The organism is Mycobacterium sp. AZCC_0083 (genome assembly GCF_014202335.1).
In the GTDB taxonomy this organism is placed as follows: Bacteria; Actinomycetota; Actinomycetes; order Mycobacteriales; family Mycobacteriaceae; genus Mycobacterium.
The window spans coordinates 678,197-701,690 of the sequence record NZ_JACHGP010000002.1 but is presented as its reverse complement, the minus strand read 5'-3'; the positions used below and the strand labels follow the sequence as shown (position 1 = coordinate 701,690).

The following is a 23,494-nucleotide window of genomic DNA, read 5'->3' as shown; positions in this document are numbered from 1 at the left end:
CGGAGCTTGATGGCAGAAGTGTCACCACCAAGACCGCCCAAACTGTTACCGGTGTCCTGATACAGAACTGTCACCGATGTCCTGCGAGATGACAACAGGCCGGTCAGGAGATCGGTGTACACTCGAACATGTGTTCGAAGAGTTGGTGATCGTCGACCCAGACGCGGATGAGTCTGCCCTGGTGGAGCGTATCGCGGAGCTGGAGTGGCTGAAGTCGGCCGCGGCGGCGGCGCAGGCGCGGGTCACCGCCGCTCTGGATGTGGCCCGGCGTTCGGCGGAGGCCGCGAAAGGAGTACCTGCCGCCAAGCGTGGGCGTGGGTTGGGCTCGGAGGTGGCGTTGGCGCGGCGGGATTCCCCGAACCGCGGCGGCCGGCATCTGGGGTTCGCCAGAGCATTGGTGCACGAGATGCCGCACACTCTGGCCGCTCTGGAGGCCGGGGCGCTCTCGGAGTGGCGGGCCACGCTGATCGTGCGGGAGTCGGCCTGCCTGGACGTCGAGGACCGCCGCACGTTGGACGCCGAACTCTGCTCAGACCTCACCGAGTTGGACGGACTGGGTGATGCCCGGATCACGGCCGATGCCAAGAAGATCGCCTACCGGTTGGATCCGCACGCCGTCGTGGACCGGGCGGTGCGGGCCGAGTCCGAACGCACCGTCACGATTCGCCCGGCGCCGGACGCCATGGCCCATGTGACCGCCCTGCTGCCGATGACCCAAGGGGTGGCGGTCTACGCGGCCTTGCACCGGGCCGGCGACACCTGCGGTGACGGGCGCGGGAAGGGCCAGGTGATGGCCGACACCTTGGTGGAGCGGGTGACCGGGCGGGCTGCGGAGGTGCCGGTGCCGGTGGCGGTGAATCTGGTGATCACCGATGAGAGCCTGTTCGCCGGTGATAGTGAACCGGCCCGGGTCGCGGGGTTCGGGCCGGTGCCCGCCGCGGTCGGGCGACGCTTGATCGCGGCCTCGGTGGGCGATCGGCGGTCGCGGGCCACGCTGCGCCGACTGTACAAGCATCCCCGCAGTGGGGCGTTGGTGGCGATGGAATCGCGGGCCCGGTTGTTTCCGAAGGGCCTGTCGCGGTTCATCGACCTGCGTGACGACACGTGTCGCACCCCGTACTGCGATGCCCCGATCCGCCATCACGACCACGCCAGCGCCCACCATCGTAGTGGGGCCACCAGCGGGGTGAATGGGTTGGGGGTGTGCGAGGCGTGCAATTACGCCAAGGAAGCACCCGGCTGGCAAGTCACCACCGGCCAGGATGAAACCGGTTGCCATCACGCGGAATTCACCACGCCTACCGGTGCTCACTATCACTCCAAGGCGCCGCCACTACCCGGGGCCCGACGCATCGACATCAGTTCGATCGAAGTCAACATGGGCATCCTCATCGCCAAACACGCCGCCTAAGCGTTGACGCGGTAGCGCCGCTCGGGCCGGCCTGCGCCGTACTGCAGACGGAGTTGAAGGGCACCGGTGCTCAGGTAATGCTCGAGATAGCGGCGGGCACTGACCCGCGAGATCCCCACCAGCTCCGCACATTCGGCGGCGGAGACCTCGCCGGCGGAGCGGACCGCGTCGAGCACCAGTTCGCCCGTCTCGGCGCCAAGGCCCTTGGGCAGCGCTTCGCCGCCGCGCGCGGGTATGGCGCCGCCGAACAGCGAATCGATAAGGGACTGGTCGACGCCGGAGGCAGATCGCAGTGCGTCGTCACGCGCGGCGAACGCCTCGAGCTTCGCCTTGAACTGGTCGAACTCGAACGGCTTTATCAGGTAGTCGGCCGCACCGCCGTCGAGGGCGCCGGAGACGGTATCGAGTTCCCGAGCGGCGGTGATCATGATGACCCCGACGCGGTCGCCGCGGGAACGCAAGCGCTGCAACACTTCCAGGCCAGTCATGTCGGGCAGGTACACGTCGAGCAAGATCAGGTCGGGGCTCGATCCGGCAGCCTGCTCCAGAGCTTCGCTGCCGGTGCGGGCGACGCCGGCGGCGCGGAACCCGTCGATTCGCTCGACGAACCGGCGGTGGATCTCCGCGACCATGAAGTCGTCGTCGACCACGAGCACGTCACGCATCGCTCGAACCCCCCGTGCTCGGGACGGAGCGGGACAAGGGCAGCCGCACCTCGAAGACGGCGCCGCCCTCCGGTCCATCCAATACCTCGACCGCCCCGCCCAGCTGCGCGCTGACCAGCCGGACCAGGGCCAGTCCGATTCCCCGGCCGCCGGGGACGTCGAGCTTGGACGTGACACCACGGGCGAAGATCGTCTCGCGCAGGTGTTCTGGCACGCCAGGACCCGAGTCGGCGACCGAGATGGTCAGCGCGCCGGCGTCGTCGACCGCGACGACGACGACCCTGCGATCGGTCCCCTCCGACACGTCGACCGCGTTGTCGATGAGGTTGCCGAGCACCGTGATCACGTCGGTGGCCAGTGCGGGGTCAAGGGCCGCGAGGTGGCTACGCTCGTCGAGCACCAGTGCGACGCCGCTTTCGGCGGCAAGGGAGGTCTTCGCGATCAGCAGCGCGGCGACCGCCGGGTCGGCGACGTGTCGGGTCACCGCATCGCTGATCTCGGCGCGGCGGCGGGTCAGCGTTCCGACCAGATCGCGCACCGAGTCGTACTCGCCGAGTTGGACCAGACCCGAGATGGTGTGCAGCTGGTTGGCGAACTCATGCGTCTGCGCGCGCAAGGTGTCGGTGACACTCTTGTGCGACGACAGCTGCCCCTGCATCGAGGCCAGTTCGGTACTGTCCCGCATCGTGGTGACAGTACCGATGCGCTCTCCACCGGTACTGGCGGCCCGGCGGTTCAACGCGAGAACCCTTGTGCGGGTGACGATCACCACGTCACGACTGTCCTCTCCGGATGCCAGGAACTCTTCGACGGCGGGGTCCAGCCCCACCGAGTCGACCCGACGCCCGACGGCGTCACCGGTCACGTCGAGCAGATCCTGCGCGCTGTCGTTGAGCAGCGTGATGACACCGTCGGTGTTCACCGCCACCACGCCCTCACGGATGCTGTGCAGCAACGCTTCCCGGTGATCGGCCAGCCCGGCGATCTCCGCGACCTCAAGGCCCCTGGTGTGCCGTTTGATGCGCCGGGACAACAGCCACGACGCCAGCACGCCGAGCGCGGCGCCGAGCCCGAGATACACCAGCAGGCGTTCGCCTGCGCCGCTGAGCAGTTGCCACGTCGACGGATACGGCTCGCTGACCGAGACGACGGCGAGCACCGCGCCGTCGATGGCCAGGATCGGCACCTGGCCGACCAGTGAGTGCGCGCCGTCCACGTCGAGATCCCCCGACCAGGCTCGGCCCTTCACCACCTGGCTGCGACCGAAGTCGGTCCGGTCGCCGGCGCGGGACGGATCCGACGACACCCGGACCCGGCCGTCGGGGGCGAGGATCTCGACCAGGCCTGCACCTGACAGCGCGACTGCCCGGTCCACGTCGGGCGCCAGCACCAAAGCGGCGAACGGATCTGCGTAGCGTTCGCGGACGATCGGCGTCGAGGAGAGGTTCTCGGCGACCGCGATCATCCGCTGGCCGCGAACCTCGCGAAACTCCTGATTGGACTGCGCCACGGAGACCGCGGCGACCGCACCCAGCACCACGAACACCACCAGCAGCTGGAAGACCAGGAACTGGCCCGCCAGGCTGCGGGCGGCGATCCGCGGGGTGGAGAACCTGGTGCGCCTCGGCGTTCGGCTCCGTGTACTCAACGACCAGAACTTCCTTTGCGTCCGAAAGAGTGACCTGAGTCACCTATGGGAACAGTATCGATGAGCATCACACAGTGGCGAATGGAGACGATGGTGTCGAGACTTCCACGTTGGGCGACGACGGCGGGGGCGGTACTGGCGGCGGTCCTGTTGGCCGTCACCACCCTGACCGCCTGCGGCGTGACGCGCGGCGAAGATCCGTCCGGTCTGCACCGGCTGCGGATGATGGTGCCCAACAGTCCCGGTGGCGGCTATGACCTGACCGCGCGCACGGCGGTGAAGATCATGCAGGACCAGAAGATCACCGGCCGTGTCGAGGTGTTCAACGTGCTCGGCGCCGGTGGCACTGTCGCGATGGCCCGACTGATGAACGAAAAGGGCAACGGCGACCTCATGATGACGATGGGGCTCGGCGTCGTCGGCGCCACCTACACCAACGGGTCGCACATCAAGGCGTCCGACGCGACGGCGCTGGCCAAGTTGATCGAGGACCCCGGCGCCGTATTCGTGCCCGCCGATTCGCCGTTCAAGACGATTCAGGACTTCGTTGCGGCGTGGAAAGCGGATCCGAGCAAGGTGACGATCGGCGGCGGTTCGTCGCCCGGCGGGCCCGACCACTTGTTCCCGATGGAACTGGCCAAAGCGGTCGGCGTCGACCCGAAGTCGGTCAACTTCGTCACCTACGACGGCGGTGGCGACCTGCTCACCGCACTCCTTGGCAAGAAGATCACGGCAGGCACGTCGAGTCCTGGTGAACTCATCGACCAGATCGAAGCCGGTCAACTCCGAGTGCTCGCCGTGTCCAGTGCCGAGCGGGTCGAGGGCATCGACGCGCCCACCCTGAAGGAGTCCGGTATCGATGTCACGTTTGCCAACTGGCGCGGAGTCCTTGCGCCACCAGAGATTTCCGATGAGGCCAAGCAGGCGATGGTGAAGGTACTTGAGGAGTTGCATGACACGCAGCAATGGAAGGACGCGCTGGTGAAGAACGGCTGGACCGACGCGTTCATGACCGGTGCACCGTTCGAACAGTTTCTGAAGGATCAGGACAACCGGGTCAGCTCGACCCTGACCGAACTGGGGTTGGTATGACCACCACGAAGGAGCCTCAGGAGAACGAGGTCGCCAAGAGGGTCGACAAGGCGCAGTACCTGGTGGTCGCCGTGCTCGTTGCGGTCGGCGCATTCTTGATCTACAACGCACTCACCCTGGAAACCGGTTTCGCCAAGGTGGATCCCGTTGGGCCGAGACTCTTCCCGATGGTCGTCGGCATCGCCGCAGTGCTGTTGGGCGTAGTCCTCGCGATCGCCATCCCGCGCGGATCCGTTGGTGAGGCTGACGCCGGCGAGGACATCGATCCGGAGTCTCCTGGAGACTGGCGCACCGTCGGCATGCTGGTTGGGCTGTTCGTCGCGATGATTCTGCTGGTGAACCCGTTGGGTTGGGTGGTCATGGGCACGATCTTCTTCGGCGGCGCCGCAACGATTCTCGGCAGCAAGCACTACGTCCGCAACTTCGTGATCGGGCTGGCGCTTTCCCTCGCCAGCTTCTACGCGTTCTACTCAGGGCTCGGAATCCCGCTGCCCGCAGGCATCTTGGACGGGATTCTTTGATGGAGAACATCGACTGGCTGATCCAGGGGTTCGAGCAGGCCGCCACCCCGATGAACCTGCTGTACGCCGTGATCGGCGTGCTGCTGGGTACCGCGGTGGGCGTGCTGCCCGGCATCGGACCTGCCATGACGGTGGCGCTACTGCTGCCGATCACCTACAACGTCAGCCCCAGCGCGGCGTTCATCATGTTCGCAGGCATCTTCTACGGCGGTATGTACGGCGGGTCGACGACGTCGATCCTGTTGAACACGCCGGGGGAGTCGTCGTCGGTGATCACCGCGATCGAGGGCAACAAGATGGCCAAGGCCGGCCGAGCCGCCCAGGCGCTGGCCACCGCGGCCATCGGCTCCTTCGTCGCGGGCACCATCGGTACGGCGCTGCTGGTGCTGTTCGCCCCCGCGGTGTCACGCTTCGCCGTCACGCTCGGCGCCCCGTCCTATCTGGCGATCATGTTGTTCGCGCTGGTGGCGGTCACGGCCGTGCTTGGCTCGTCGAAGTTGCGCGGTGCCATCTCGCTGGTGCTCGGACTCGCGATCGGCATCGTGGGCATCGACTTCCTGACCGGCCAGCCGCGCGCCACGTTCGGCATCCCGCAGCTGTCCGACGGCATCGACATCGTGGTGATCGCCGTAGCGATCTTCGCTCTTGGCGAGGCGCTTTGGGTGGCTGCGCATCTGCGGCGGCGCCCGGCGCAGGTCATCCCCGTCGGGCGACCGTGGATGGGCAAGGACGACTGGAAGCGATCGTGGAAGCCCTGGTTGCGGGGTACCGCGTACGGGTTCCCGTTCGGCGCGCTGCCCGCAGGTGGCGCCGAACTGCCCACGTTCCTGAGCTATATCACCGAGAAGAAGCTCTCCAAGCACCCCGAGGAGTTCGGCAAGGGCGCCATCGAGGGCGTGGCAGGGCCGGAGGCCGCCAACAACGCTTCTGCGGCGGGAACACTGGTGCCGATGCTGTCGCTGGGATTGCCCACCAACGCGACGGCCGCGGTGATGCTCACCGCGTTCGTGTCCTACGGAATCCAGCCAGGCCCAACATTGTTCGACAAGGAACCGCTGCTGATCTGGACGCTGATCGCGAGCCTGTTCATCGGCAACTTCCTGCTGCTGGTGCTCAACCTGCCGCTGGCCCCGCTGTGGGCCAAGCTGTTGCGCACCCCGCGGCCGTACCTGTACGCAGGCATCCTGTTCTTCGCCACCCTTGGGGCGTTCGCGGTGAACGTCCAGCCGCTCGACCTTGCGCTGCTGTTGGTGTTCGGTCTGCTCGGCCTGATGATGCGCCGGTTCGGACTTCCGGTGCTGCCGTTGATCATCGGCGTCATCCTCGGGCCGCGGATCGAACGGCAGCTGCGGCAGAGCCTGCAACTCGGTGCAGGCGACTGGGGCAGCCTGTTCACCGAGCCCGTCGCGATCGTCACCTATGTGCTCATGGCAGTGCTGCTGATCGCGCCGCTGGTGCTCAAGTTGATGCACCGCGACGAGGAGACGCTGCTCATCGTCGAGGATGACAAGGACCAGAGAGAGAAGGCCCAAGCGTGATCGTCGTCGGGTACACCACGGACAGGTTCGGCCAGGCGGCGCTGGATCACGGCATCGCGGAGGCCAGGCTGCGCGACACCCATCTGGTGGTGATCAACTCCACGTCGGGCGAGTCCTACTCCGACCCCGACTTCGCGCAGCCTGCCCAGGTACGTGACGTCCAGGCAACACTCACCGCATCCGGGGTGCCCTTCGAGTTCGCGCAGCCGGTCGGCGTCGACGCCGCCGCGGAGCTGCTGTCCGCGATGGACCGCCCCGAGGCCGAGTTGCTGGTGATCGGGATCAAACACCGCAGTCCGGTCGGAAAGCTCCTGCTGGGCAGTACTTCTCAGCAATTGCTACTGGAGTGCCCCAAGCCGGTGCTGGCGGTCAAACCCGACGAGGACTGACGTCGTCGGTCAGGTCCAACCGGATCGCGCCTTCGACCGCCGACACCGGGTAGCTGCGCACCAACATGTCGCCGCCGACCTCGCACCCCGTGCTGGTGTCGAACGCGTGGCCGTGCAACGGGCAGACCACCACGTGCTCGTCGATGAGCCCGTCGGCCAGCGGACCGCCGCGGTGCGGGCACACCGCATCGATGGCCCGCAGGGAGCCGTCCCGCAGCCGGAACACCGCGACCTGCTCACCGCCGACGGCATACGTCCTGCCCTCGCCACGAGGGATCTCGTCGAGCCGGCCGACGTCGACCTCGCTCATCGCACTGGCACCCGGGGGAGCGGCAGCAGCGGTAGCGACGTCCGGAACTGCCCCTCGGTGACGGGTTCCCTGCCGTCCAGCCACGGATCGCGGTAGGCGGCAACCGACTTGGCCATGTTCGCGTCGAGTCGATCGGCGATACCCTCGGCGTCGTCGAGCACGACTGCCCGGATCTTCTCGATGCCGAGGCGGGGCACCCACTTGTAGGTGCGTTCGAGCCAGTTGGCGTCCTCGCGGTAGTACTGCAGGAACCGTCCGGTCAGCGTCATCACCTCGTCGGCGCTGTCGACGGTGGCCAGCAGATCACCCTTGCGGATGTGCGCCCCTGCCGCGCCACCGACGTAGATCTCCCAGCGCCCGCCGTCGACCGCGACCACACCGAGGTCCTTGCACAGCGCCTCGGCGCAGTTGCGGGGGCACCCGGTGACCGCGAGCTTCATCTTCGCCGGGCTGGCCAGGCCCTGATAGCGCTCTTCGATGGCGATGCCAAGGGCAGTCGAGTCGCCAACGCCGTAGCGGCAGAAGTCGCTGCCCACACAGGTTTTCACGGTGCGGAAGCTCTTGCCGTAGGCATAGCCCGACGGCATGCCGAGGTCGCCCCACACCGCGGGGAGGTCCTCCTTGCGCACGCCGAGCAGGTCGATGCGCTGTCCGCCGGTCAGCTTGATCATCGGGATGGCGTACTTGTCCGCTACGTCGGCGATCCGGCGCAACTGCCAGGACGAGGTGACGCCACCCTTCATCTGGGGCACCACCGAGAAGGTGCCGTCGCGCTGGATGTTGGCGTGCACGCGGTCGTTGATGTACCTGGCGTCGCGTTCGTCGACGAACTCGTCGGCCCACATGGTCTCTAGCAGCGACGCGAGCGCCATCTTGGAGTTGGCATCCTCGGCGCCGTCGGGCGCCAGCGCGGCGAACACCGACGAGACCGAATGCAGTGCGAGCTCCCGGATGTGGCGCATCAGCGTCGGCTTGTCGTAGGGCACCCCAGGCACGTACCAGGACGCGGACCGATCCTCGGTGACGGCACCGCCCGCGGCCCATTCGACGATCTGGCCGACCAGCTCCTTGCATGACCCGCAGCCCTTGCCCGCCTTGGTCTTTGCCATCACCCCGGCGACCGACGTGGTGCCAGAACGCACGCAGCCGACCAATGCCGCCTTGTCCACTCCGTTGCAGTTGCAGACCTGCGCGTCGTCGGCCAACTCGGCGACGCCCACCGCGACGTCCGGCGTGCCGATGTCGAACATCAGCGAGACCCGCTCCTCGGGCAGCGGCAGTCCGCTGTCGAAGGCCTGGGTCAGGAACGACACCTTGCTCACGTCGCCGACCAACGTGGCGCCGACGAGCTTGCCGTCGCGGATCACGATCGTCTTGTAGACGCCGTGCCGGGGCTCGGAGTACTGGACGAACTCGTCGTCGTCGAGTTCGGGTGCCTTGATCCCCATCGAGGCGACGTCGACGCCCGCCACCTTGAGCTTCGTGGCGACCCGCGAGCCGTGGTACGCCGAGCTCGGGTCGGTGCCTGTGAGGTGATCGGCGAGCACTTTGGCCTGCTCCCACAGCGGTGCGACGAGGCCGTACACCTGGCCGCGGTGCTGCGCACACTCGCCGACGACGTAGATGTCGTCATCGTCGACGGAGCGCATGTGATCGTCGGTGACGATGGCGCGCTCGACGGTCAGGCCCGCCCGTTGTGCCAGACCGACGTTGGGTCGGATGCCCGCCGCGATCACCAGCATGTCGCAATCGAGGTGTTCCCCGTCGGAGAACGCAATACCGCTGAGCCGGCCGTCGGATGTCATGACCTCGGTGGTGCGCTTGCCGGTGTGGACGCCGATGCCGAGGCCCTCCACCGATCGCCGCAGGATCGCGCCTGCCAGGTCGTCGAGTTGGGCGTTCATCAGCGTCGGGCCCGCGTGCACCACGTCGACCGTCAGGCCCCGGTTCTGCAGTCCGCGCGCCGCCTCCAGGCCGAGCAGTCCACCACCGATGACGACCGCCTTCCTGCGGGTGGCCGCCTCGGCGATCATGGACGCGGTGTCGTCGAGGGTGCGGAAGCCGAAGACACCGTCGGCGAGGGTCTTGTCGTCGGCCCACAGCCCGGTCATCGGAGGGAAGAACGACCGGCTTCCGGTGGCCAGGATCAGCTTGTCGTACCGCATGCTGGTGCCGTCGTCGGCGTGTACGAAGCGGGCGAACGCGTCGATCCGCACCACCCGGACCCCGGACCTGAGGTCAATGCGGTTGTCGGCGTACCAGTCCAGCGCATTCAGGTAGATCTCGGCCGGATCATCGCTCCCGGCAAGCACATTCGACAACAGGATGCGGTTGTAGTTGCCGTACGGCTCGTCACCGAACACCGTGATGTCGAACATGTCGGCACCGCCGCGGCCAAGCACTTCCTCGATCGCGCGGATGCCTGCCATGCCGTTGCCGACGACCACCAGCCGGGGCATCAGATCTCCACCAGGCCGAGGTCGACCACGACCGTGCCCGCGCAACCGCTCGGCGCGGCGATGAACAGTTCCAGCACCGTGTCACCCAGCAGGTCCTCCACCACGCGCAGTGCCACGTGGGTCGCCCCCTTGGCGGCGATCGGGAAGTAGCGCATCGGCTTGCCGTTCTTGAACAACACCACGCTAACCATCTCGTCGGTCGAGTTGCCGCCGCGGAAGTACACGGGCTGGGTCACCGAACCGGCGGGCACGACGTAACTCAGTGATTCGTCGAGCAGCGCCGGCTTGTCGAGGCCGTTACCTTCGAACTCGAAGGCGCCTTGCAGGAATCGTGGAGTGCTGCCGTCGCTCATGCTCCATGACTAGGCGGCTCGTGTTTCCGGGACGTTTCCTGCGTGAGGCGGGCGTGAATACCGTTGCGCACCCGGGCCCCCGAGCTGTGTGTGAGCGGGTGTTGACACAACGGCTACCGAGGCGCAACGGATCCAACACCCACGGCCCGTAAACCTTGTGCAGACCGCATTTCTGCTGGAAGGGCCACAATGTCGATACTGGCGCGCGACCGCAATATTGAGCACTGGGACGCCGAAGACGTTGCCGCGTGGGATTCGGGCGGCGCGAAGGTCGCCAAGCGCAACCTGATCTGGTCGATCGTCGCCGAGCACGTCGGATTCTCGATCTGGTCGATCTGGTCGGTGATGGTGCTGTTCATGCCGCAGAACGTCTACGGCATCGATGCGGCTGGCAAGTTCTACCTCGTCGCGGTGCCGACCCTGATCGGTGCCTTCATGCGCATTCCGTACACGGTGGCACCCGCCAAGTTCGGCGGGCGCAACTGGACCATCGTCAGCGCGCTGCTGCTGCTGATCCCGACGGCCCTGACGCTGTGGGCGATGCTGACGCCTGGCACCTCCTACACGACCTTCATGGTAGTGGCGGCGTTCGCCGGCCTTGGCGGAGGCAACTTCGCTTCGTCGATGACCAACATCAACGCCTTCTACCCGCAGCGACTGAAGGGCTGGGCACTCGGACTGAACGCAGGCGGCGGGAACATCGGCGTGCCGGTCATCCAGCTCATCGGGCTGCTGGTGATCGCGACGGTCGGAAACACCGCCCCTGAACTGGTGTGCGCGGTCTACCTGGTGCTGATCGCGCTGGCCGCGGTCGGCGCCGCGCTGTTCATGGACAACCTTCGCAACCAAACGTCCAACCTTGGTGCGCTCGCGGAAGCGTTGCGCTACAAGCACTCCTGGGTGATGAGCTTCCTCTACATCGGCACGTTCGGATCGTTCATCGGGTTCTCGTTCGCGTTCGGCCAGGTGCTGCAGATCAACTTCCTTGCCGGTGGCGACAACGCGGCCCAGGCTGCGCTGCACGCCGCGCAGATCTCCTTCCTCGGACCGCTGCTTGGCTCCATCTCCCGGCCGTTCGGCGGCAAGCTCGCCGACCGCGTCGGTGGCGGCAAGATCACGCTGTACACCTTCGTCGCGATGATCTTCGCCGCGGGGATCCTGGTGGTCAGTGGAATGCTGGACGACGCCATGAAGGGTGCGCCCACCGGCGGCCAAATGACTGGCTACGTCGTCGGATTCATCGTGTTGTTCGTGCTATCCGGGATCGGCAACGGCTCGACATACAAGATGATCCCGTCGATCTTCGAGGCCAAGGCGCAGGACAAGGACGGCTTGAGTGCGGCCGACAAGGCGGCGTGGTCGCGTCGGATGTCCGGCGCGCTGATCGGGTTCGCCGGTGCGGTGGGTGCGCTGGGCGGGGTGTTCATCAACGTCGCGCTGCGGATGTCGTACACCGGGGCGGCGAAGTCGGCGACCAGTGCCTTCTGGGTGTTCCTCGCCTTCTACGTGATCTGCGCGATCGTGACCTGGGTCGTCTTCCTGCGCATGCAGTCGGTGCGCGCGGTCACGGGTGAGCACGTGGGCAGGACGCCCGAACCCGTCGGGGCCGGCTGACAGAGGGCATCAGGTGACGACCCAGACGACTCGGACTGCATGTTCGTACTGCGGGGTCGGCTGCGGGATCTCGGTCGAGACCCGTGCCGACCCCGTTACCGGTCTGCCGGTGATCGCCCGCGTGTCGGGAGACCGGTTGCACTCCAGCAACTTCGGACGGTTGTGCACAAAGGGCGCCACGCACGCCGAGCTGATGCGGGCCGACGAGGGCAGGCTGGTGACTGCGCTGGTGCGACCCTCGCGCGATGGGGCGCTTGCCCCCGTCGACGTCGACGACGCGGTGGCCGATGCGGGCCGCCGCCTGCGGGCCATCCTCGACGAGCACGGCCCCGATGCCGTCGCGCTCTACGTGTCGGGTCAGATGTCGATCGAGTCGCAGTATCTGGCCAACAAGCTGGCCAAGGGCTTCATCCGTACCATGCACATCGAGTCCAATTCGCGGCTGTGCATGGCAAGCGCAGGAACGGGTTACAAGCAGTCGCTCGGCGCCGACGGCCCACCGGGCTCCTACACCGACTTCGACCACGCCGACCTGTTCTTCGTGATCGGCTCCAACATGGCCGACTGTCACCCGATCCTGTTCCTGCGCATGGCCGACCGGCTCAAGGCGGGGGCCAAGCTGATCGTGGTCGATCCCCGCCGCACCACCACCGCCGACAAGGCCGACTTGTACCTCCCGATCAAACCAGGTACCGATCTGGCGCTGCTCAACGGGATCCTGCACCTACTCGTCGAGGGCGGTGACATCGACGCAGGCTTCATCGCCGAGCACACCGAGGGCTGGGACGCGATGCCCGCCTTCCTTGCCGACTACCCGCCGGACGTCGTCGCGGCGATCACCGGTCTGGCCGAGGCCGACATCCGCACCGCGGCGACGATGATCGCCGAAGCGGGGGAATGGATGTCGTGCTGGACCATGGGCCTGAACCAGAGCACACACGGCACGTGGAACACCAACGCGATCTGCAACCTGCACCTGGCCACCGGGGCGATCTGCCGGACGGGCAGCGGACCGATGTCGCTGACGGGGCAACCCAACGCCATGGGCGGACGCGAAATGGGGTACATGGGACCGGGTCTGCCCGGACAGCGTGCCGTCACGTCCGCCGAGGACCGATCATTCGTCGAGGAGCAGTGGGGCCTGCCCGACGGCACGATCCGCACCGACGTGGGACCCGGGACCATCGAGATGTTCGGCCGGCTCGGCACGGGGGACATCAAGGCGTGCTGGATCATCTGCACCAATCCCGTTGCCACGGTGGCCAACCGCAGCACGGTGATCGAGGGTCTCGAGACGGCGCAGCTGGTCATCACCCAGGACGCGTACCAGGACACCGCGACCAACCGCTACGCCGACATCGTGCTGCCTGCCACCCTGTGGGCGGAGGCGGACGCCGTGATGGTCAACTCCGAGCGCAACTTGACGCTGCTGGCGCAGTCGATACCGCCGGTCGGCCAGGCCAGGCCGGACTGGGAACTGATCTGCCAGGTCGCCGAGCACATGGGCTTCGGCGCCGACTTCGCCTTCAAGTCCAGCGAGGAGATCTTCGACGAGATCCGCCAGTTCTCCAATCTCCGAACGGGTTACGACCTGCGCGGCGCCAGCTACGATCGGCTCCGCGAAACGCCCCTTCAGTGGCCGGTGGCGCCGGGTGGCGCGCCCGACCGCAACCCGATCCGTTACATCAACGACGGCGTCAGCCAGACCGCCTACGTCGACGCGGCTGGCCGTCGGCCGCGGCTGGCGTTTCCCACGCCGTCGCGGCGGGCGGTGTTCCACCCACGCCCGCACATGGACGCCCGCGAGCTTCCCGACGACGACTTCCCCGTCGTGCTGAACACGGGGCGGCTGCAGCACCAATGGCACACCATGACCAAGACCGGCAGGGTGGACAAACTGAACAAGCTCGACAACGGGCCGTTCGTCGAGATCCACCCCGATGACGCAGCCACGTTCGGCGTCACCGACGGTGGTCGCGTCGAGCTGACCTCACGGCGTGGCAGGGCGGTGCTGCCCGCCGTCGTCACCGACCGGGTGCGGCCCGGAAACTGCTTCGTGCCGTTCCACTGGAACGACGAGCACGGCGAAGACCTGACCATCAACGCACTGACCAGTGACGCCGTCGATCCGGTGTCGCTGCAACCCGAGTTCAAGGTCTGCGCGGTCCGGTTGACGGCCGTCGCATCCGAGTTGCCGGACTCCGCGCCCGCCCTCGAAGACGACGAGAAGCTCTATCTCGCAGGGTTCTTCACCGGACTCGAGAGCGGCATGCCCGGTGTTCCGGTGCTGCCGCCGTCGGCGCCGCTGCGCACGTCGGTCCGGCTGTGGGTGGACGGACTGCTCGCCGGGCGATACTCACGCGCGGTCGTCCAGGAGACGCCTGGTGACGGTCCGCTGGTGCTGTGGGCCTCGCAGACCGGTAACGCCGAGGGCTTCGCGTCCCAGGTTGCGATCCGCCTCAACGGATCCCGGCTGATGGCGATGGACGAGGCAACGCTCGACGATCTCACCGCGCGGCGCGACGTCGTGATCGTCACCAGCACCTTCGGCGACGGCGGCCCACCCGACAATGGTGCCGACTTCTGGGACCGGCTCGGCGCGCCGGATGCGCCAACGCTGGACGGCGTGCGCTACGCGGTGTTGGGCATCGGCGACCGGTCCTACGACGAGTTCTGCGGGCATGCCAAGTCGCTGGACCGCAGGCTCGCCGACCTCGGCGCGACCAAACTGGTCGACCGCACCGAATGCGAGGCGTACGAAGACGAACCGTTGACGAAGTGGGCGGACCGGATCGTCGACCTCATCGATGGAGCGGACACGGTAGCTGCCGGTTCGGCGCCGACCGTGGCCAAGCCCTTCACCCGGGCCAACCCGTTGCGGGCGCCGTTGTGCCGCAACGTCCTGCTGACGCCGCGCACCGCGGCCAAGGAGGTGCGGCAGTTCGGCTTCGACGTCTCCGAGCACGACGTCACCTATGACGTCGGCGACGCGCTCGGCGTGTTCGTGGCGAACGCGCCCGCCGTCGTCGACGCCTGGCTGGCTGCCACCGGACTCTCGGGTACCGAGCCCGTTGCGGTCGACGGCGCCGAGGTCGCGCTGCGTGACGCGCTGATGTCGTCCTACGACATCTGCCGGGTCACACCAAACCTGTTGACGTTCATCGCCGAACGGTGCGCCGACGAGTCGGCAGGACGGATCCTCAAGGCGCCGAAGGCGGCTCGCGATGCTTGGCTGGTCGGGCGCAATGGGGTGGACGTCGTCGAGGAGTTCGCGGTGCCGGCGAGCGCAGAGGAATGGCAGGAAGCGCTGGTGCGCCTCACCCCGCGGTCGTACTCGATATCGTCCAGCCCGCTGGTCAGCCCGCACGAGGTGCAACTCACGGTGTCGGTGCTGCGCTACCGCAGCGTCCGCGGCGGCGACAGGGGCGGAGTGTCGTCGACGTTCCTTGCCGACCGGGCGTCGCACGCCGAGGTGTTCCTGCAGCCGTCGCCGCACTTCCGGCCACCCGAGGACGGCGCGACGCCGATGATCATGGTCGGCCCTGGCACAGGGATCGCCCCGTTCCGTGGCTTCCTGCAGGAGCGCAGGGCGCTTGGCCACCCCGGCCGCAACTGGCTCTTCTTCGGTGACCAGCACCGTGCCGAGAACTTCTACTACCGAGACGATCTCGAGGACATGGTCCGCGACGGCCTGCTGAACCGCCTCGATCTGGCGTTCTCCAGGGACCAGCCCGATCGGGTGTACGTGCAGCACAAGCTCGGCGACTACGGCACCGACGTGTGGCGCTGGCTGGAGGACGGCGCGCACTTCTACGTGTGCGGCGACGCCAGCCGGATGGCCAAGGACGTGGACGCCGCGCTCACCGCGATCATCCGCACCCACGGTGGGATGTCCGACGAGGCCGCCCACGACTACAAGCGTGAACTGGTCGCCACGAAACGCTATGTGCGCGACGTGTACTGAGGTGTAGCTTCGCGGCATGGCCACCCCTACCGTCAACGTCACGCTGCCCGGTCGCCTTGGCGATCCCACGCTGGAACTTCAATCGGATCCCAGGACGGATCCGCGCCTGGTCGCCGCGTTCACACCGCTCGGGCTCGGCGGGGCAGCCGTGACACTGCCCGTCGACAGGAATTCGCCGCTCCCGGAACTGCTGGCCGTCGCCGCGGCGACCGAGCAGGGCTTCGACACCGTGTTCAGCGTTCTGCTGGCCGACGTCAAGACCCCCGAGGACGTCGAGACCCGGACGGAGACCATCACCGGCGTCGACGGCAACGACATCACGCTGTACGTCGACCGACCCGTGGGTGCCACGGGTCCATTGCCTGGGCTGCTGCACCTGCATGGCGGCGGAATGGCGATCCTGCAGACGTCCATCGCGACGAGCTGGCGCGGGGCGCTGGCCGCCGCGGGGTGCGTCGTCGTCGGCGTGGAGTTCCGCAATGCGGGTGGTGCACTCGGCCCGCACCCGTTCCCTGCAGGCCTGAACGACTGCTCCAGCGCGTTGGACTGGATGCACGCCGGGCGCGATGAGCTCGGGCTCGCATCGATCGTCGTCACCGGCGAGTCCGGCGGGGGCAACCTCTCGCTGGCGACGGCGCTGAAGGCCAAGCGCGAGGGCCGGCTGGACCGGATCGACGGCGTGTACGCGCAGGTGCCCTACATCTTCGGCGGGTACGACACCCCGGATCCCGCGCTGCCGTCGCTGATCGAGAACGACGGCTACATCCTGAGCTCGTCCGCGCTGACCCTGATGGCTGCGCTATACGACCCGGCGGGGGAGCACACCACCAACCCGCTGGCATGGCCCTACTACGCCGACGTCAACGATCTCGAGGGCCTGCCGCCGCACGTGATCACCACCGATGAACTGGACCCGCTGCGCGACGAGGGGCTGGCCTACCTGCGGGTGTTGCAGCGGGCCGGCGTCGAAGCCACCGGACACACCTACAGCGGGGTGGGCCATGCGTGTGAGTTGCTCGGCGCGGCGGCCATTCCCGAGCTGTTCGAGAGGGCCCTGCGCGACGTGGTGGATTTCGCCCGCCGCGTGAGTTGAAATTGTGTCCGAGGGGGGACTTGAACCCCCACGCCCGTTAATAGGGCACTAGCACCTCAAGCTAGCGCGTCTGCCATTCCGCCACTCGGACCAGTTCGAAGGCAGCTTAGGTTATCGGATGCCGGGGCCCGGACCCAAACCAGCAGTTTCCGGCAGTGTATTAAGTGTGACTGTGACTAGTGGTGTGGACGAGGTGGTCGAGTTCGTCAGCCAGTTGATCCGGTTCGACACCACCAACACGGGCGAACTGGAGACCACCAAGGGTGAGGCCGAATGTGCCCGCTGGGTGGCCGAGCGACTCGAAGAGGTCGGCTACCAGACCGAGTACGTCGAATCGGGCGCTCCCGGCCGGGGAAACGTCTTCGCCAGGCTGTCTGGCTCCGAACCCGAACGGGGTGCGCTGATGATTCACGGGCACCTCGACGTGGTGCCCGCCGAGGCTGCCGACTGGAGCGTGCATCCCTTTTCCGGTGCGGTGGAGGACGGCTACGTCTGGGGCCGCGGCGCGGTCGACATGAAGGACATGGTCGGCATGATGGTCGCGGTGGCACGGCACCTCAAACGCGAAGGCCTGGTGCCGCCCCGCGATCTGGTGTTCGCCTTCGTCGCCGACGAGGAAGCCGGCGGCAAGTACGGCTGCCAGTGGCTGGTGGACAACCGCCCCGACCTGTTCGACGGCGTCACCGAGGCCGTCGGCGAGGTGGGCGGGTTCTCGCTGACCGTGCCGCGCCGCGACGGTGGCGAGCGGCGCCTCTACCTCGTCGAGACCGCCGAAAAGGGCATGAGCTGGATGCGTCTCACCGCCCGTGGTCGTGCCGGGCACGGCTCGTTCGTGCACGCCGAGAACGCCGTCACGATGCTCGCGGAGGCGGTGGCACGCCTTGGCAATTACGAGTTCCCGTTGGTCATGACCGACCCCGTCGCGCAATTCCTGACCGCCGTCGGCGAGGAAACCGGGTATGAATTCGACCCGGATTCGGCCGACCTGGACGGCGTGATCGCCAAGCTCGGACCGATCGGCCGCATCGTCGGCGCCACGATCCGGGATTCGGCCAACCCGACGATGCTCAAGGCCGGCTACAAGGCCAACGTCATCCCGGCCACGGCCGAGGCGGTGGTGGACTGCCGGGTGCTGCCCGGACGTCAGGCGGCGTTCGAGGCGACGGTCGACGAGCTGATCGGCCCGAACGTCAGCAGGGAGTGGATCACTCAGTTGCCCTCCTACGAGACCACCTTCGACGGGGATCTGGTGGACGCCATGAACGCGGCCTTGTTGACCGCCGATCCCGACGCACGCATCGTGCCCTACATGCTGTCCGGTGGCACCGACGCGAAACACTTTGCGCGCCTGGGTATTCGCTGTTTCGGCTTCAGCCCGCTGCGGCTGCCGCCCGAGTTGGACTTCGCGGCGCTGTTCCACGGCGTCGACGAGCGGGTACCCGTTGAGGCACTCGAATTCGGCACCCGGGTGCTCGAACACTTCCTGTTGCACTGCTGACCCGAAAACGAAGATCACGAGAGGATCCACACATGAGCACTCCGTACGACGATCTGCCCAAGCTGCCCTCTTTCACCTTGACCTCCGAGTCGGTCACCGACGGCCAACCGCTATCCAACGACCAGGTCAGCGGAATCATGGGCGCCGGTGGCTCCGACGTCTCGCCGCAGCTGAGCTGGTCGGGGTTCCCCGAGACGACGCGCAGCTTCGCGGTGACGATGTACGACCCGGATGCACCGACGGGGTCGGGGTTCTGGCACTGGGCGGTGGCCAACCTGCCCGCAACGGTGACGGAGCTGCCCGCCGGCGTTGGTGACGGCAGCAGCAGCGGATTTCCCGGCGATGCGATCACGCTGGCCAACGACGCCAGCCTGAAGCGCTTCATCGGCGCCGCCCCGCCTGCCGGACACGGCCCGCACCGCTACTTCATCGCAGTGCATGCGGTCGACGTGGAGAAGCTGGATCTCCCCGAAGACGCCACGCCTGCGTATCTGGGCTTCAACCTCTTCGGCCACGCGATCGCCCGCGCCGTCATCCACGGCACGTACGAGCAGCCCTAACGCACAGCAGAACCGACGGCGTCGGCGAGCGAGGCGAAGCCGCCGTCGTGCAGTCGGCGGGCCAGGCCGTCGTGGATGTCCTTGGCCCAAGAGCCGCCCGCGTAGATGAAGCCGGTGTACCCCTGCACCAGCGACGCGCCCGAGGTGATCCGATCCCACGCGTCGTCGGCCGTCTCGATGCCGCCGACGCTGATCAGCACCAGGCGGTCGCCGACCCGTTGGTAGAGCCTGCGCAGCACCTCGGCAGAGCGCCGCGCGACGGGGGCGCCCGAGATGCCGCCGGGGCCAAGTGTGTCGACTCCTGGGGTCAGCAGGCCCTCGCGCGACACCGTCGTATTGGTGGCCACGATGCCCGCGAGTCCCAGTTCGACGGCAAGGTCGGCGATCGAGTCGACGTCGTCGTCGCTCAGATCCGGCGCGATCTTCACCAGCACCGGCGTCTGCGTCTGCGCCTTGACCGCAGCCAGGATGGGTCGCAGCGACTCCACCGCCTGCAGGTCACGCAGGCCGGGCGTATTCGGTGAACTGACGTTGACCACCAGAAACGCCGCCAGCGGGCCGACCAGTCGTGCGCTCTCGGCGTAATCGGCGACGGCGTCCTCCGCTGGCGTCGCCTTGGTCTTGCCGATGTTCACGCCGATCGGCACGTCGGAGCTGTGCCGCGTCAGCCGCAGCGCGAGTTCGCCAGCGCCGTGGTTGTTGAAGCCCATCCGGTTGAGCAGTGCGCGGTCGTCGGCCAGCCGGAACATCCGCGGCCGCGGGTTGCCCGGCTGCGCTCGCGCGGTCACGGTGCCGACCTCGGCGTATCCGAAACCCAAGGCGCCCCACGTGTTCAGGCCGGTGCCGTCCTTGTCGAACCCCGCAGCCAAGCCGACCGGGCCGGGGAAGCGCACGCCGAACACCGTGCTCTCCAGCACCGGGTCCGTCGGGCCCATCCACCGGGTCAGGCCGCGCCGCAGCGGGCGAGGTGCCGTTGCGGTGCGAAGGCCCGCGAAGACCCAGGTGTGGATCCGTTCGGGTGGAACAAGGAAGAACACCCGGCGCAGCCCGCGGTAGATCACGCGGTGCCTGGCGGGTCGGTGGCCCGCCGGTCCGCGGCGGACTTCTTGCGACGCAACAGAACTCGACGGCTACCGTCGGTGTACAGGCGCACTCGGGTCAGCTCCCAACCGCGGTACTCGGCCTCGATCGACAGGCGCGTCGATGCGGACAACCGCGTCACGTCCGGGGGAAGTCGCAGCGGTGCCCACTCGTACTCGTCGGACAGGTCCGATTCCCAGCCCGCGGGCATCCGGCCACGCTGAGCCGACGTCATGGGACCGCCCGGGGGATCACCTGCACGCCCCCATCTGAACCCGACACCACGTACAGCGTGCCGGCGTCGTCGTCGAAGGCCAGGGAGTTCGGTTGCTGCACGGTTCGATAACGCACCTTCTCTACGGGTATTCCGGTGGCCAGATCGTAACCAACGACGCTGTTCGTCGCCGTCTCCGACACCCAGGCCAACCTGTTCGAACCGGTCAGCCCGTACGGCGCGCCCGGCACCGGGTAGCGCTGCCGCAGCATCAATGGGTCCGCGCCGAACACCAGCAACTCGTCGCCACGCGTATCCGCGACCAGTACCCGCCCCGCGGAATCGGCCGCGATGGTTGTCGCGCCGTCACCCGCCCGCAACGAATGTTCGGCGTGCGTTCCCGACGCGTCGACGGTGGTGACCGACGTCTGGCCACGATCCAGCACCACGACCGTGTCACCCTGTGCGGCAAGGGCATCCACGCGGGCGAAGATCGCCAGCTTGGCGCCAACCGCGGTGTCCGAACTCAACGTGTACACCGCGCCGTCGGCGCTGCCCAGCACGACCTTGCCGTCGTCACGATGGGCGATTGCGGTGAACTCGGTGTCCTCCGCGCCGTCGACGTCGAGTCGGGTCACCGTGCCTCCGGTGACGTCGACGCGGAAGTAGCCGCCCCTGGTCGAGACGAAGGCGGTGCCGTGGCCGTCGCCGGTCAGCGCCGTCGCGGCCGCGGGCAGGGGCACCGTCCGCGCCGGCAGCGACGGCGGCGTACCAGGAACCAAGGTCAGCACGGACCGCCCCGCAGGATCACTACCGAGAACGACCAGCGTGTGGCTCGCACGGTCGAACGTGCTCGCCAGGCCCGGGCCGTTCAACGGGTGCACCTCGCCTGCCGGTGGGGCGGTGACCGGTGGCGAGTCGGCCGCATTGGCGGGCGCGATCGTCGGCGGCGGAGCGTCGGCCGTCTTCGTCGAGCATCCCGCTAGTGCAACCGCCATCACGGAGATCGCGACACTGTGAACTAGGCGACTTGCGAGTTTGCGATGCGGCGGCAAAGGGTAGCTTTCGGATATGCGAAGTGGATGTGCGTCGATGGGCAAGTGTAGGCAAGCCCCCGTTTACGGATTCGTCAACTCCCGCTCCCCGGGCGGTCGTACCAGAGGTAGGGTTCGGACATGACCATGACGGCGAACACTGAGGTAGCCGGCGACGCCTTCACCATCGAAGACATCTCAACTGGCATGTACGCGAGCGGTTTTGGCCGCGTCGGCGATGGTCGCCCGTTTTCCTTTCGCATCGAGCGGCAGCTCCTGATGGTCGAGATCTACCGTCCGCGGCTCGCGGGGCCCGTTCCGCAGGCCGATGAGGTGATGGCCGTGGCCAGCCACAGCGTGGCAAACGTCGACGTCAGCGACGAGCGCAGTCTGGCCGCCGCCGTGCGGGACGCCGTCGCCGACGCACAACAGGTACCTCGTTCAGCGCACTGACAGGGGCCGCACGGTACGGTCTTCGGCGTGACTGACGTGTCTTGGCTGCAGGTGGTCGTGCTGTCGGTAGTCCAAGGCCTCACCGAATTCCTCCCGGTCAGCTCGTCCGGTCACCTCGCGATCGTGTCCCAGATGTTCTTCCACGACGACGCAGGCGCATCGTTCACCGCCGTCATTCAAATCGGCACCGAGATTGCGGTGTTGATCTACTTCGCTCGCGACATCGTGCGGATCGTGAAGGCATGGTTCGGCGGACTGTTCGACAAGGCGCGGCGAACGCCCGATTACTGGCTCGGCTGGTGGGTGATCCTCGGTTCGGTCCCGATCGGGGCGGCCGGGCTGCTCTTCAAGCACTACATCCGCGGCGACGTCCGCAACCTGTGGATCATCGCGACTGCGCTGGTCGTCTTCTCCGCCGTCATCGCCGCTGCCGAGTACTTCGGCAAGCAGACCCGCACCATCGAGCAGTTCACCTGGCGCGACAGCCTCGTCATCGGCTCGGTCCAGTGTCTGGCGCTGATCCCTGGGGTGTCCCGGTCGGGCGCAACGATCAGCGCGGGACTCTTCATGGCGCAAAAGCGTGAGGCTGCGGCGCGGTTCGGCTTCCTGCTGGCCATCCCCGCCGTGCTCGCGTCCGGCCTGTTCTCGCTTCCCGATGCCTTCCACCCCGAAGGCGCAGGCATGAGCGCGACGGGGCTGCAGTTGTTGGTCGGCACCGTCATTGCCTTCGTGATCGGTTACGCCGCCATCGCATGGTTCCTGAAGTTCCTGGTGAGCCACAGCATGTACTGGTTCGTCGGCTACCGGCTGATCGTCGGCGTCATCGTGCTGATCCTGCTCGCCACGGGCACGATTGCCGCGCAATGACGGTCATCCTGCTGCGACACGGGCGCTCCACGTCCAACACCGCCCACACCCTGGCCGGCCGATCCGATGGCATCGATCTCGATGACAAGGGGCGCGAGCAGGCCAACGGGGTCGTCGAGCGCATCGGTTCGTTGCCGGTCAAGGCGATCGTGCGGTCACCACTGCTGCGCTGCGAACGCACCGTCGAGCCGCTGGCCGCCGCGCTCGGCCTGGAGCCGGTGATCGAGGAGCGGCTGTCCGAGGTGGACTACGGCCAGTGGACCGGCCGCAAGATCGAGGAGCTGTTCAAGGAGCCGCTGTGGGCGGTGGTTCAGCAGCAGCCAAGCGCAGCGGTGTTCCCGGACGGCGAGGGCCTTGCCCGAGTGCAGGCCCGCGCGGTGGAGGCGGTGCGCGAGCACGATCGGCGGCTTGCCGCCGAACACGAGAGCGACGTGCTGTGGGTGGCCTGCACGCACGGTGACGTGATCAAGGCCGTGCTGGCCGACGCGCTCGGCACGCACCTCGATAGCTTTCAGCGGATCACCGTCGACCCCGCCGCGATGAGCGTGATTCGCTACACGACGCTTCGGCCCTTCGTCATGCACGTCAATCACACCGGCCCCGCACTGACCGCTGCGCTGCTCGCGAAACCGGAGCCGAGTTCCGATGCCAGCTCCGATGCCGTCGTTGGTGGTTCCACCGACTGATTCACCCACACGACGATTACGACAGCTGGGCTCATGCCGGTATTT

Annotated in this window: 21 protein-coding genes and 1 tRNA gene; 13 read left to right on the top strand and 9 right to left on the bottom strand. The window is 67.4% G+C overall.

Annotation, left to right across the window (positions count from 1 at the left end; translation table 11 throughout):
• The first annotated feature begins 130 nt into the window (after nucleotides 1–130).
• Nucleotides 131–1,411, top strand: coding sequence for a DUF222 domain-containing protein (locus tag HNP02_RS07035; RefSeq protein WP_184436451.1), 1,281 nt, complete (start codon nucleotides 131–133; stop codon nucleotides 1,409–1,411).
• Here HNP02_RS07035 and HNP02_RS07030 read toward each other — a convergent pair.
• Complete coding sequence (locus HNP02_RS07030) at nucleotides 1,408–2,076, bottom strand: response regulator (protein ID WP_184436449.1); 669 nt, start codon at nucleotides 2,074–2,076, stop codon at nucleotides 1,408–1,410. The genes HNP02_RS07035 and HNP02_RS07030 overlap by 4 nt on opposite strands.
• Complete coding sequence (locus HNP02_RS07025) at nucleotides 2,069–3,724, bottom strand: ATP-binding protein (RefSeq protein ID WP_221317208.1); 1,656 nt, start codon at nucleotides 3,722–3,724, stop codon at nucleotides 2,069–2,071. The genes HNP02_RS07030 and HNP02_RS07025 overlap by 8 nt, the downstream gene beginning before the upstream one ends.
• A 90-nt stretch (nucleotides 3,725–3,814) precedes the next feature.
• On the opposite strand from HNP02_RS07025, the gene HNP02_RS07020 reads away from it, so the two are divergent.
• From HNP02_RS07020 to HNP02_RS07005, 4 genes are read left to right on the top strand one after another with little or no spacing between them, the layout of a single operon-like run.
• Nucleotides 3,815–4,816, top strand: a complete 1,002-nt coding sequence (locus HNP02_RS07020) for a tripartite tricarboxylate transporter substrate binding protein (RefSeq protein WP_184436606.1) — start codon at nucleotides 3,815–3,817, stop codon at nucleotides 4,814–4,816.
• Nucleotides 4,813–5,337: a tripartite tricarboxylate transporter TctB family protein gene (locus HNP02_RS07015; protein ID WP_184436447.1), complete on the top strand. Its 525-nt coding sequence runs from the start codon at nucleotides 4,813–4,815 to the stop codon at nucleotides 5,335–5,337. Before HNP02_RS07020 ends, HNP02_RS07015 begins: the two co-directional genes overlap by 4 nt.
• A complete protein-coding gene (locus HNP02_RS07010) occupies nucleotides 5,337–6,875 on the top strand; it encodes a tripartite tricarboxylate transporter permease (protein WP_184436445.1) in 1,539 nt (512 codons plus the stop codon). Before HNP02_RS07015 ends, HNP02_RS07010 begins: the two co-directional genes overlap by 1 nt.
• Nucleotides 6,872–7,264 (top strand): universal stress protein, encoded by a 393-nt coding sequence (locus HNP02_RS07005; protein ID WP_184436443.1) that lies wholly within the window; start codon nucleotides 6,872–6,874, stop codon nucleotides 7,262–7,264. The genes HNP02_RS07010 and HNP02_RS07005 overlap by 4 nt, the downstream gene beginning before the upstream one ends.
• Here the strand turns inward: HNP02_RS07005 and HNP02_RS07000 are convergent.
• The 3 genes from HNP02_RS07000 to HNP02_RS06990 are packed head-to-tail and all read right to left on the bottom strand — an operon-like array spanning nucleotide 7,245 to nucleotide 10,386.
• Nucleotides 7,245–7,574 carry a Rieske 2Fe-2S domain-containing protein gene (locus HNP02_RS07000; RefSeq protein ID WP_184436441.1) on the bottom strand — a complete coding sequence of 110 codons (330 nt, stop codon included), beginning with the start codon at nucleotides 7,572–7,574 and terminating at the stop codon, nucleotides 7,245–7,247. The genes HNP02_RS07005 and HNP02_RS07000 overlap by 20 nt on opposite strands.
• Nucleotides 7,571–10,033 (bottom strand): nitrite reductase large subunit NirB, encoded by a 2,463-nt coding sequence (gene nirB / locus HNP02_RS06995; protein ID WP_184436433.1) that lies wholly within the window; start codon nucleotides 10,031–10,033, stop codon nucleotides 7,571–7,573. The genes HNP02_RS07000 and nirB overlap by 4 nt, the downstream gene beginning before the upstream one ends.
• On the bottom strand, nucleotides 10,033–10,386 hold the full coding sequence (locus HNP02_RS06990; RefSeq protein WP_184436431.1) for a molybdopterin oxidoreductase: 354 nt from the start codon (nucleotides 10,384–10,386) through the stop codon (nucleotides 10,033–10,035). Before HNP02_RS06990 ends, nirB begins: the two co-directional genes overlap by 1 nt.
• Before the next feature lie 189 nt (nucleotides 10,387–10,575).
• Between HNP02_RS06990 and HNP02_RS06985 the strand changes: the two genes are divergently transcribed.
• Genes HNP02_RS06985 through HNP02_RS06975 form a run of 3 tightly spaced genes read left to right on the top strand, consistent with a single transcriptional unit; the run spans nucleotide 10,576 to nucleotide 17,057 of the window.
• Nucleotides 10,576–12,000 carry a NarK/NasA family nitrate transporter gene (locus HNP02_RS06985; protein WP_184436429.1) on the top strand — a complete coding sequence of 475 codons (1,425 nt, stop codon included), beginning with the start codon at nucleotides 10,576–10,578 and terminating at the stop codon, nucleotides 11,998–12,000.
• A gap of 13 nt (nucleotides 12,001–12,013) precedes the next feature.
• Complete coding sequence (locus HNP02_RS06980; RefSeq protein WP_184436427.1) at nucleotides 12,014–15,964, top strand: bifunctional nitrate reductase/sulfite reductase flavoprotein subunit alpha; 3,951 nt, start codon at nucleotides 12,014–12,016, stop codon at nucleotides 15,962–15,964.
• A gap of 16 nt (nucleotides 15,965–15,980) precedes the next feature.
• Nucleotides 15,981–17,057, top strand: coding sequence for an alpha/beta hydrolase fold domain-containing protein (locus HNP02_RS06975; protein WP_184436425.1), 1,077 nt, complete (start codon nucleotides 15,981–15,983; stop codon nucleotides 17,055–17,057).
• 5 nt (nucleotides 17,058–17,062) lie between these two features.
• Here HNP02_RS06975 and HNP02_RS06970 read toward each other — a convergent pair.
• Nucleotides 17,063–17,148, bottom strand: a tRNA-Leu gene (locus tag HNP02_RS06970).
• Between the two features lie 27 nt (nucleotides 17,149–17,175).
• On the opposite strand from HNP02_RS06970, the gene HNP02_RS06965 reads away from it, so the two are divergent.
• The gene (locus tag HNP02_RS06965; RefSeq protein ID WP_184436423.1) at nucleotides 17,176–18,555 is read left to right on the top strand and encodes a M20/M25/M40 family metallo-hydrolase; all 1,380 of its coding nucleotides are present in this window, start codon (nucleotides 17,176–17,178) and stop codon (nucleotides 18,553–18,555) included.
• 32 nt (nucleotides 18,556–18,587) lie between these two features.
• On the top strand, nucleotides 18,588–19,115 hold the full coding sequence (locus tag HNP02_RS06960) for a YbhB/YbcL family Raf kinase inhibitor-like protein (protein ID WP_184436422.1): 528 nt from the start codon (nucleotides 18,588–18,590) through the stop codon (nucleotides 19,113–19,115).
• On the opposite strand, the gene HNP02_RS06955 is transcribed toward HNP02_RS06960, so the two are convergent.
• Genes HNP02_RS06955 through HNP02_RS06945 form a run of 3 tightly spaced genes read right to left on the bottom strand, consistent with a single transcriptional unit; the run spans nucleotide 19,112 to nucleotide 21,407 of the window.
• Nucleotides 19,112–20,173: a quinone-dependent dihydroorotate dehydrogenase gene (locus tag HNP02_RS06955; protein WP_184436604.1), complete on the bottom strand. Its 1,062-nt coding sequence runs from the start codon at nucleotides 20,171–20,173 to the stop codon at nucleotides 19,112–19,114. The two genes, HNP02_RS06960 and HNP02_RS06955, sit on opposite strands and share 4 nt — an antisense overlap.
• Nucleotides 20,173–20,430 (bottom strand): DUF5703 family protein, encoded by a 258-nt coding sequence (locus HNP02_RS06950; protein WP_184436420.1) that lies wholly within the window; start codon nucleotides 20,428–20,430, stop codon nucleotides 20,173–20,175. Before HNP02_RS06950 ends, HNP02_RS06955 begins: the two co-directional genes overlap by 1 nt.
• The gene (locus tag HNP02_RS06945) at nucleotides 20,427–21,407 is read right to left on the bottom strand and encodes a YncE family protein (protein ID WP_184436418.1); all 981 of its coding nucleotides are present in this window, start codon (nucleotides 21,405–21,407) and stop codon (nucleotides 20,427–20,429) included. The genes HNP02_RS06950 and HNP02_RS06945 overlap by 4 nt, the downstream gene beginning before the upstream one ends.
• Nucleotides 21,408–21,584: 177 nt before the next feature.
• On the opposite strand from HNP02_RS06945, the gene HNP02_RS06940 reads away from it, so the two are divergent.
• Genes HNP02_RS06940 through HNP02_RS06930 form a run of 3 tightly spaced genes read left to right on the top strand, consistent with a single transcriptional unit; the run spans nucleotide 21,585 to nucleotide 23,449 of the window.
• Nucleotides 21,585–21,896 (top strand): hypothetical protein, encoded by a 312-nt coding sequence (locus tag HNP02_RS06940; protein ID WP_184436416.1) that lies wholly within the window; start codon nucleotides 21,585–21,587, stop codon nucleotides 21,894–21,896.
• 36 nt (nucleotides 21,897–21,932) lie between these two features.
• Nucleotides 21,933–22,763, top strand: coding sequence for an undecaprenyl-diphosphate phosphatase (locus HNP02_RS06935; RefSeq protein ID WP_184436602.1), 831 nt, complete (start codon nucleotides 21,933–21,935; stop codon nucleotides 22,761–22,763).
• On the top strand, nucleotides 22,760–23,449 hold the full coding sequence (locus tag HNP02_RS06930; protein ID WP_184436414.1) for a histidine phosphatase family protein: 690 nt from the start codon (nucleotides 22,760–22,762) through the stop codon (nucleotides 23,447–23,449). Before HNP02_RS06935 ends, HNP02_RS06930 begins: the two co-directional genes overlap by 4 nt.
• Nucleotides 23,450–23,494 lie beyond the last annotated feature (45 nt).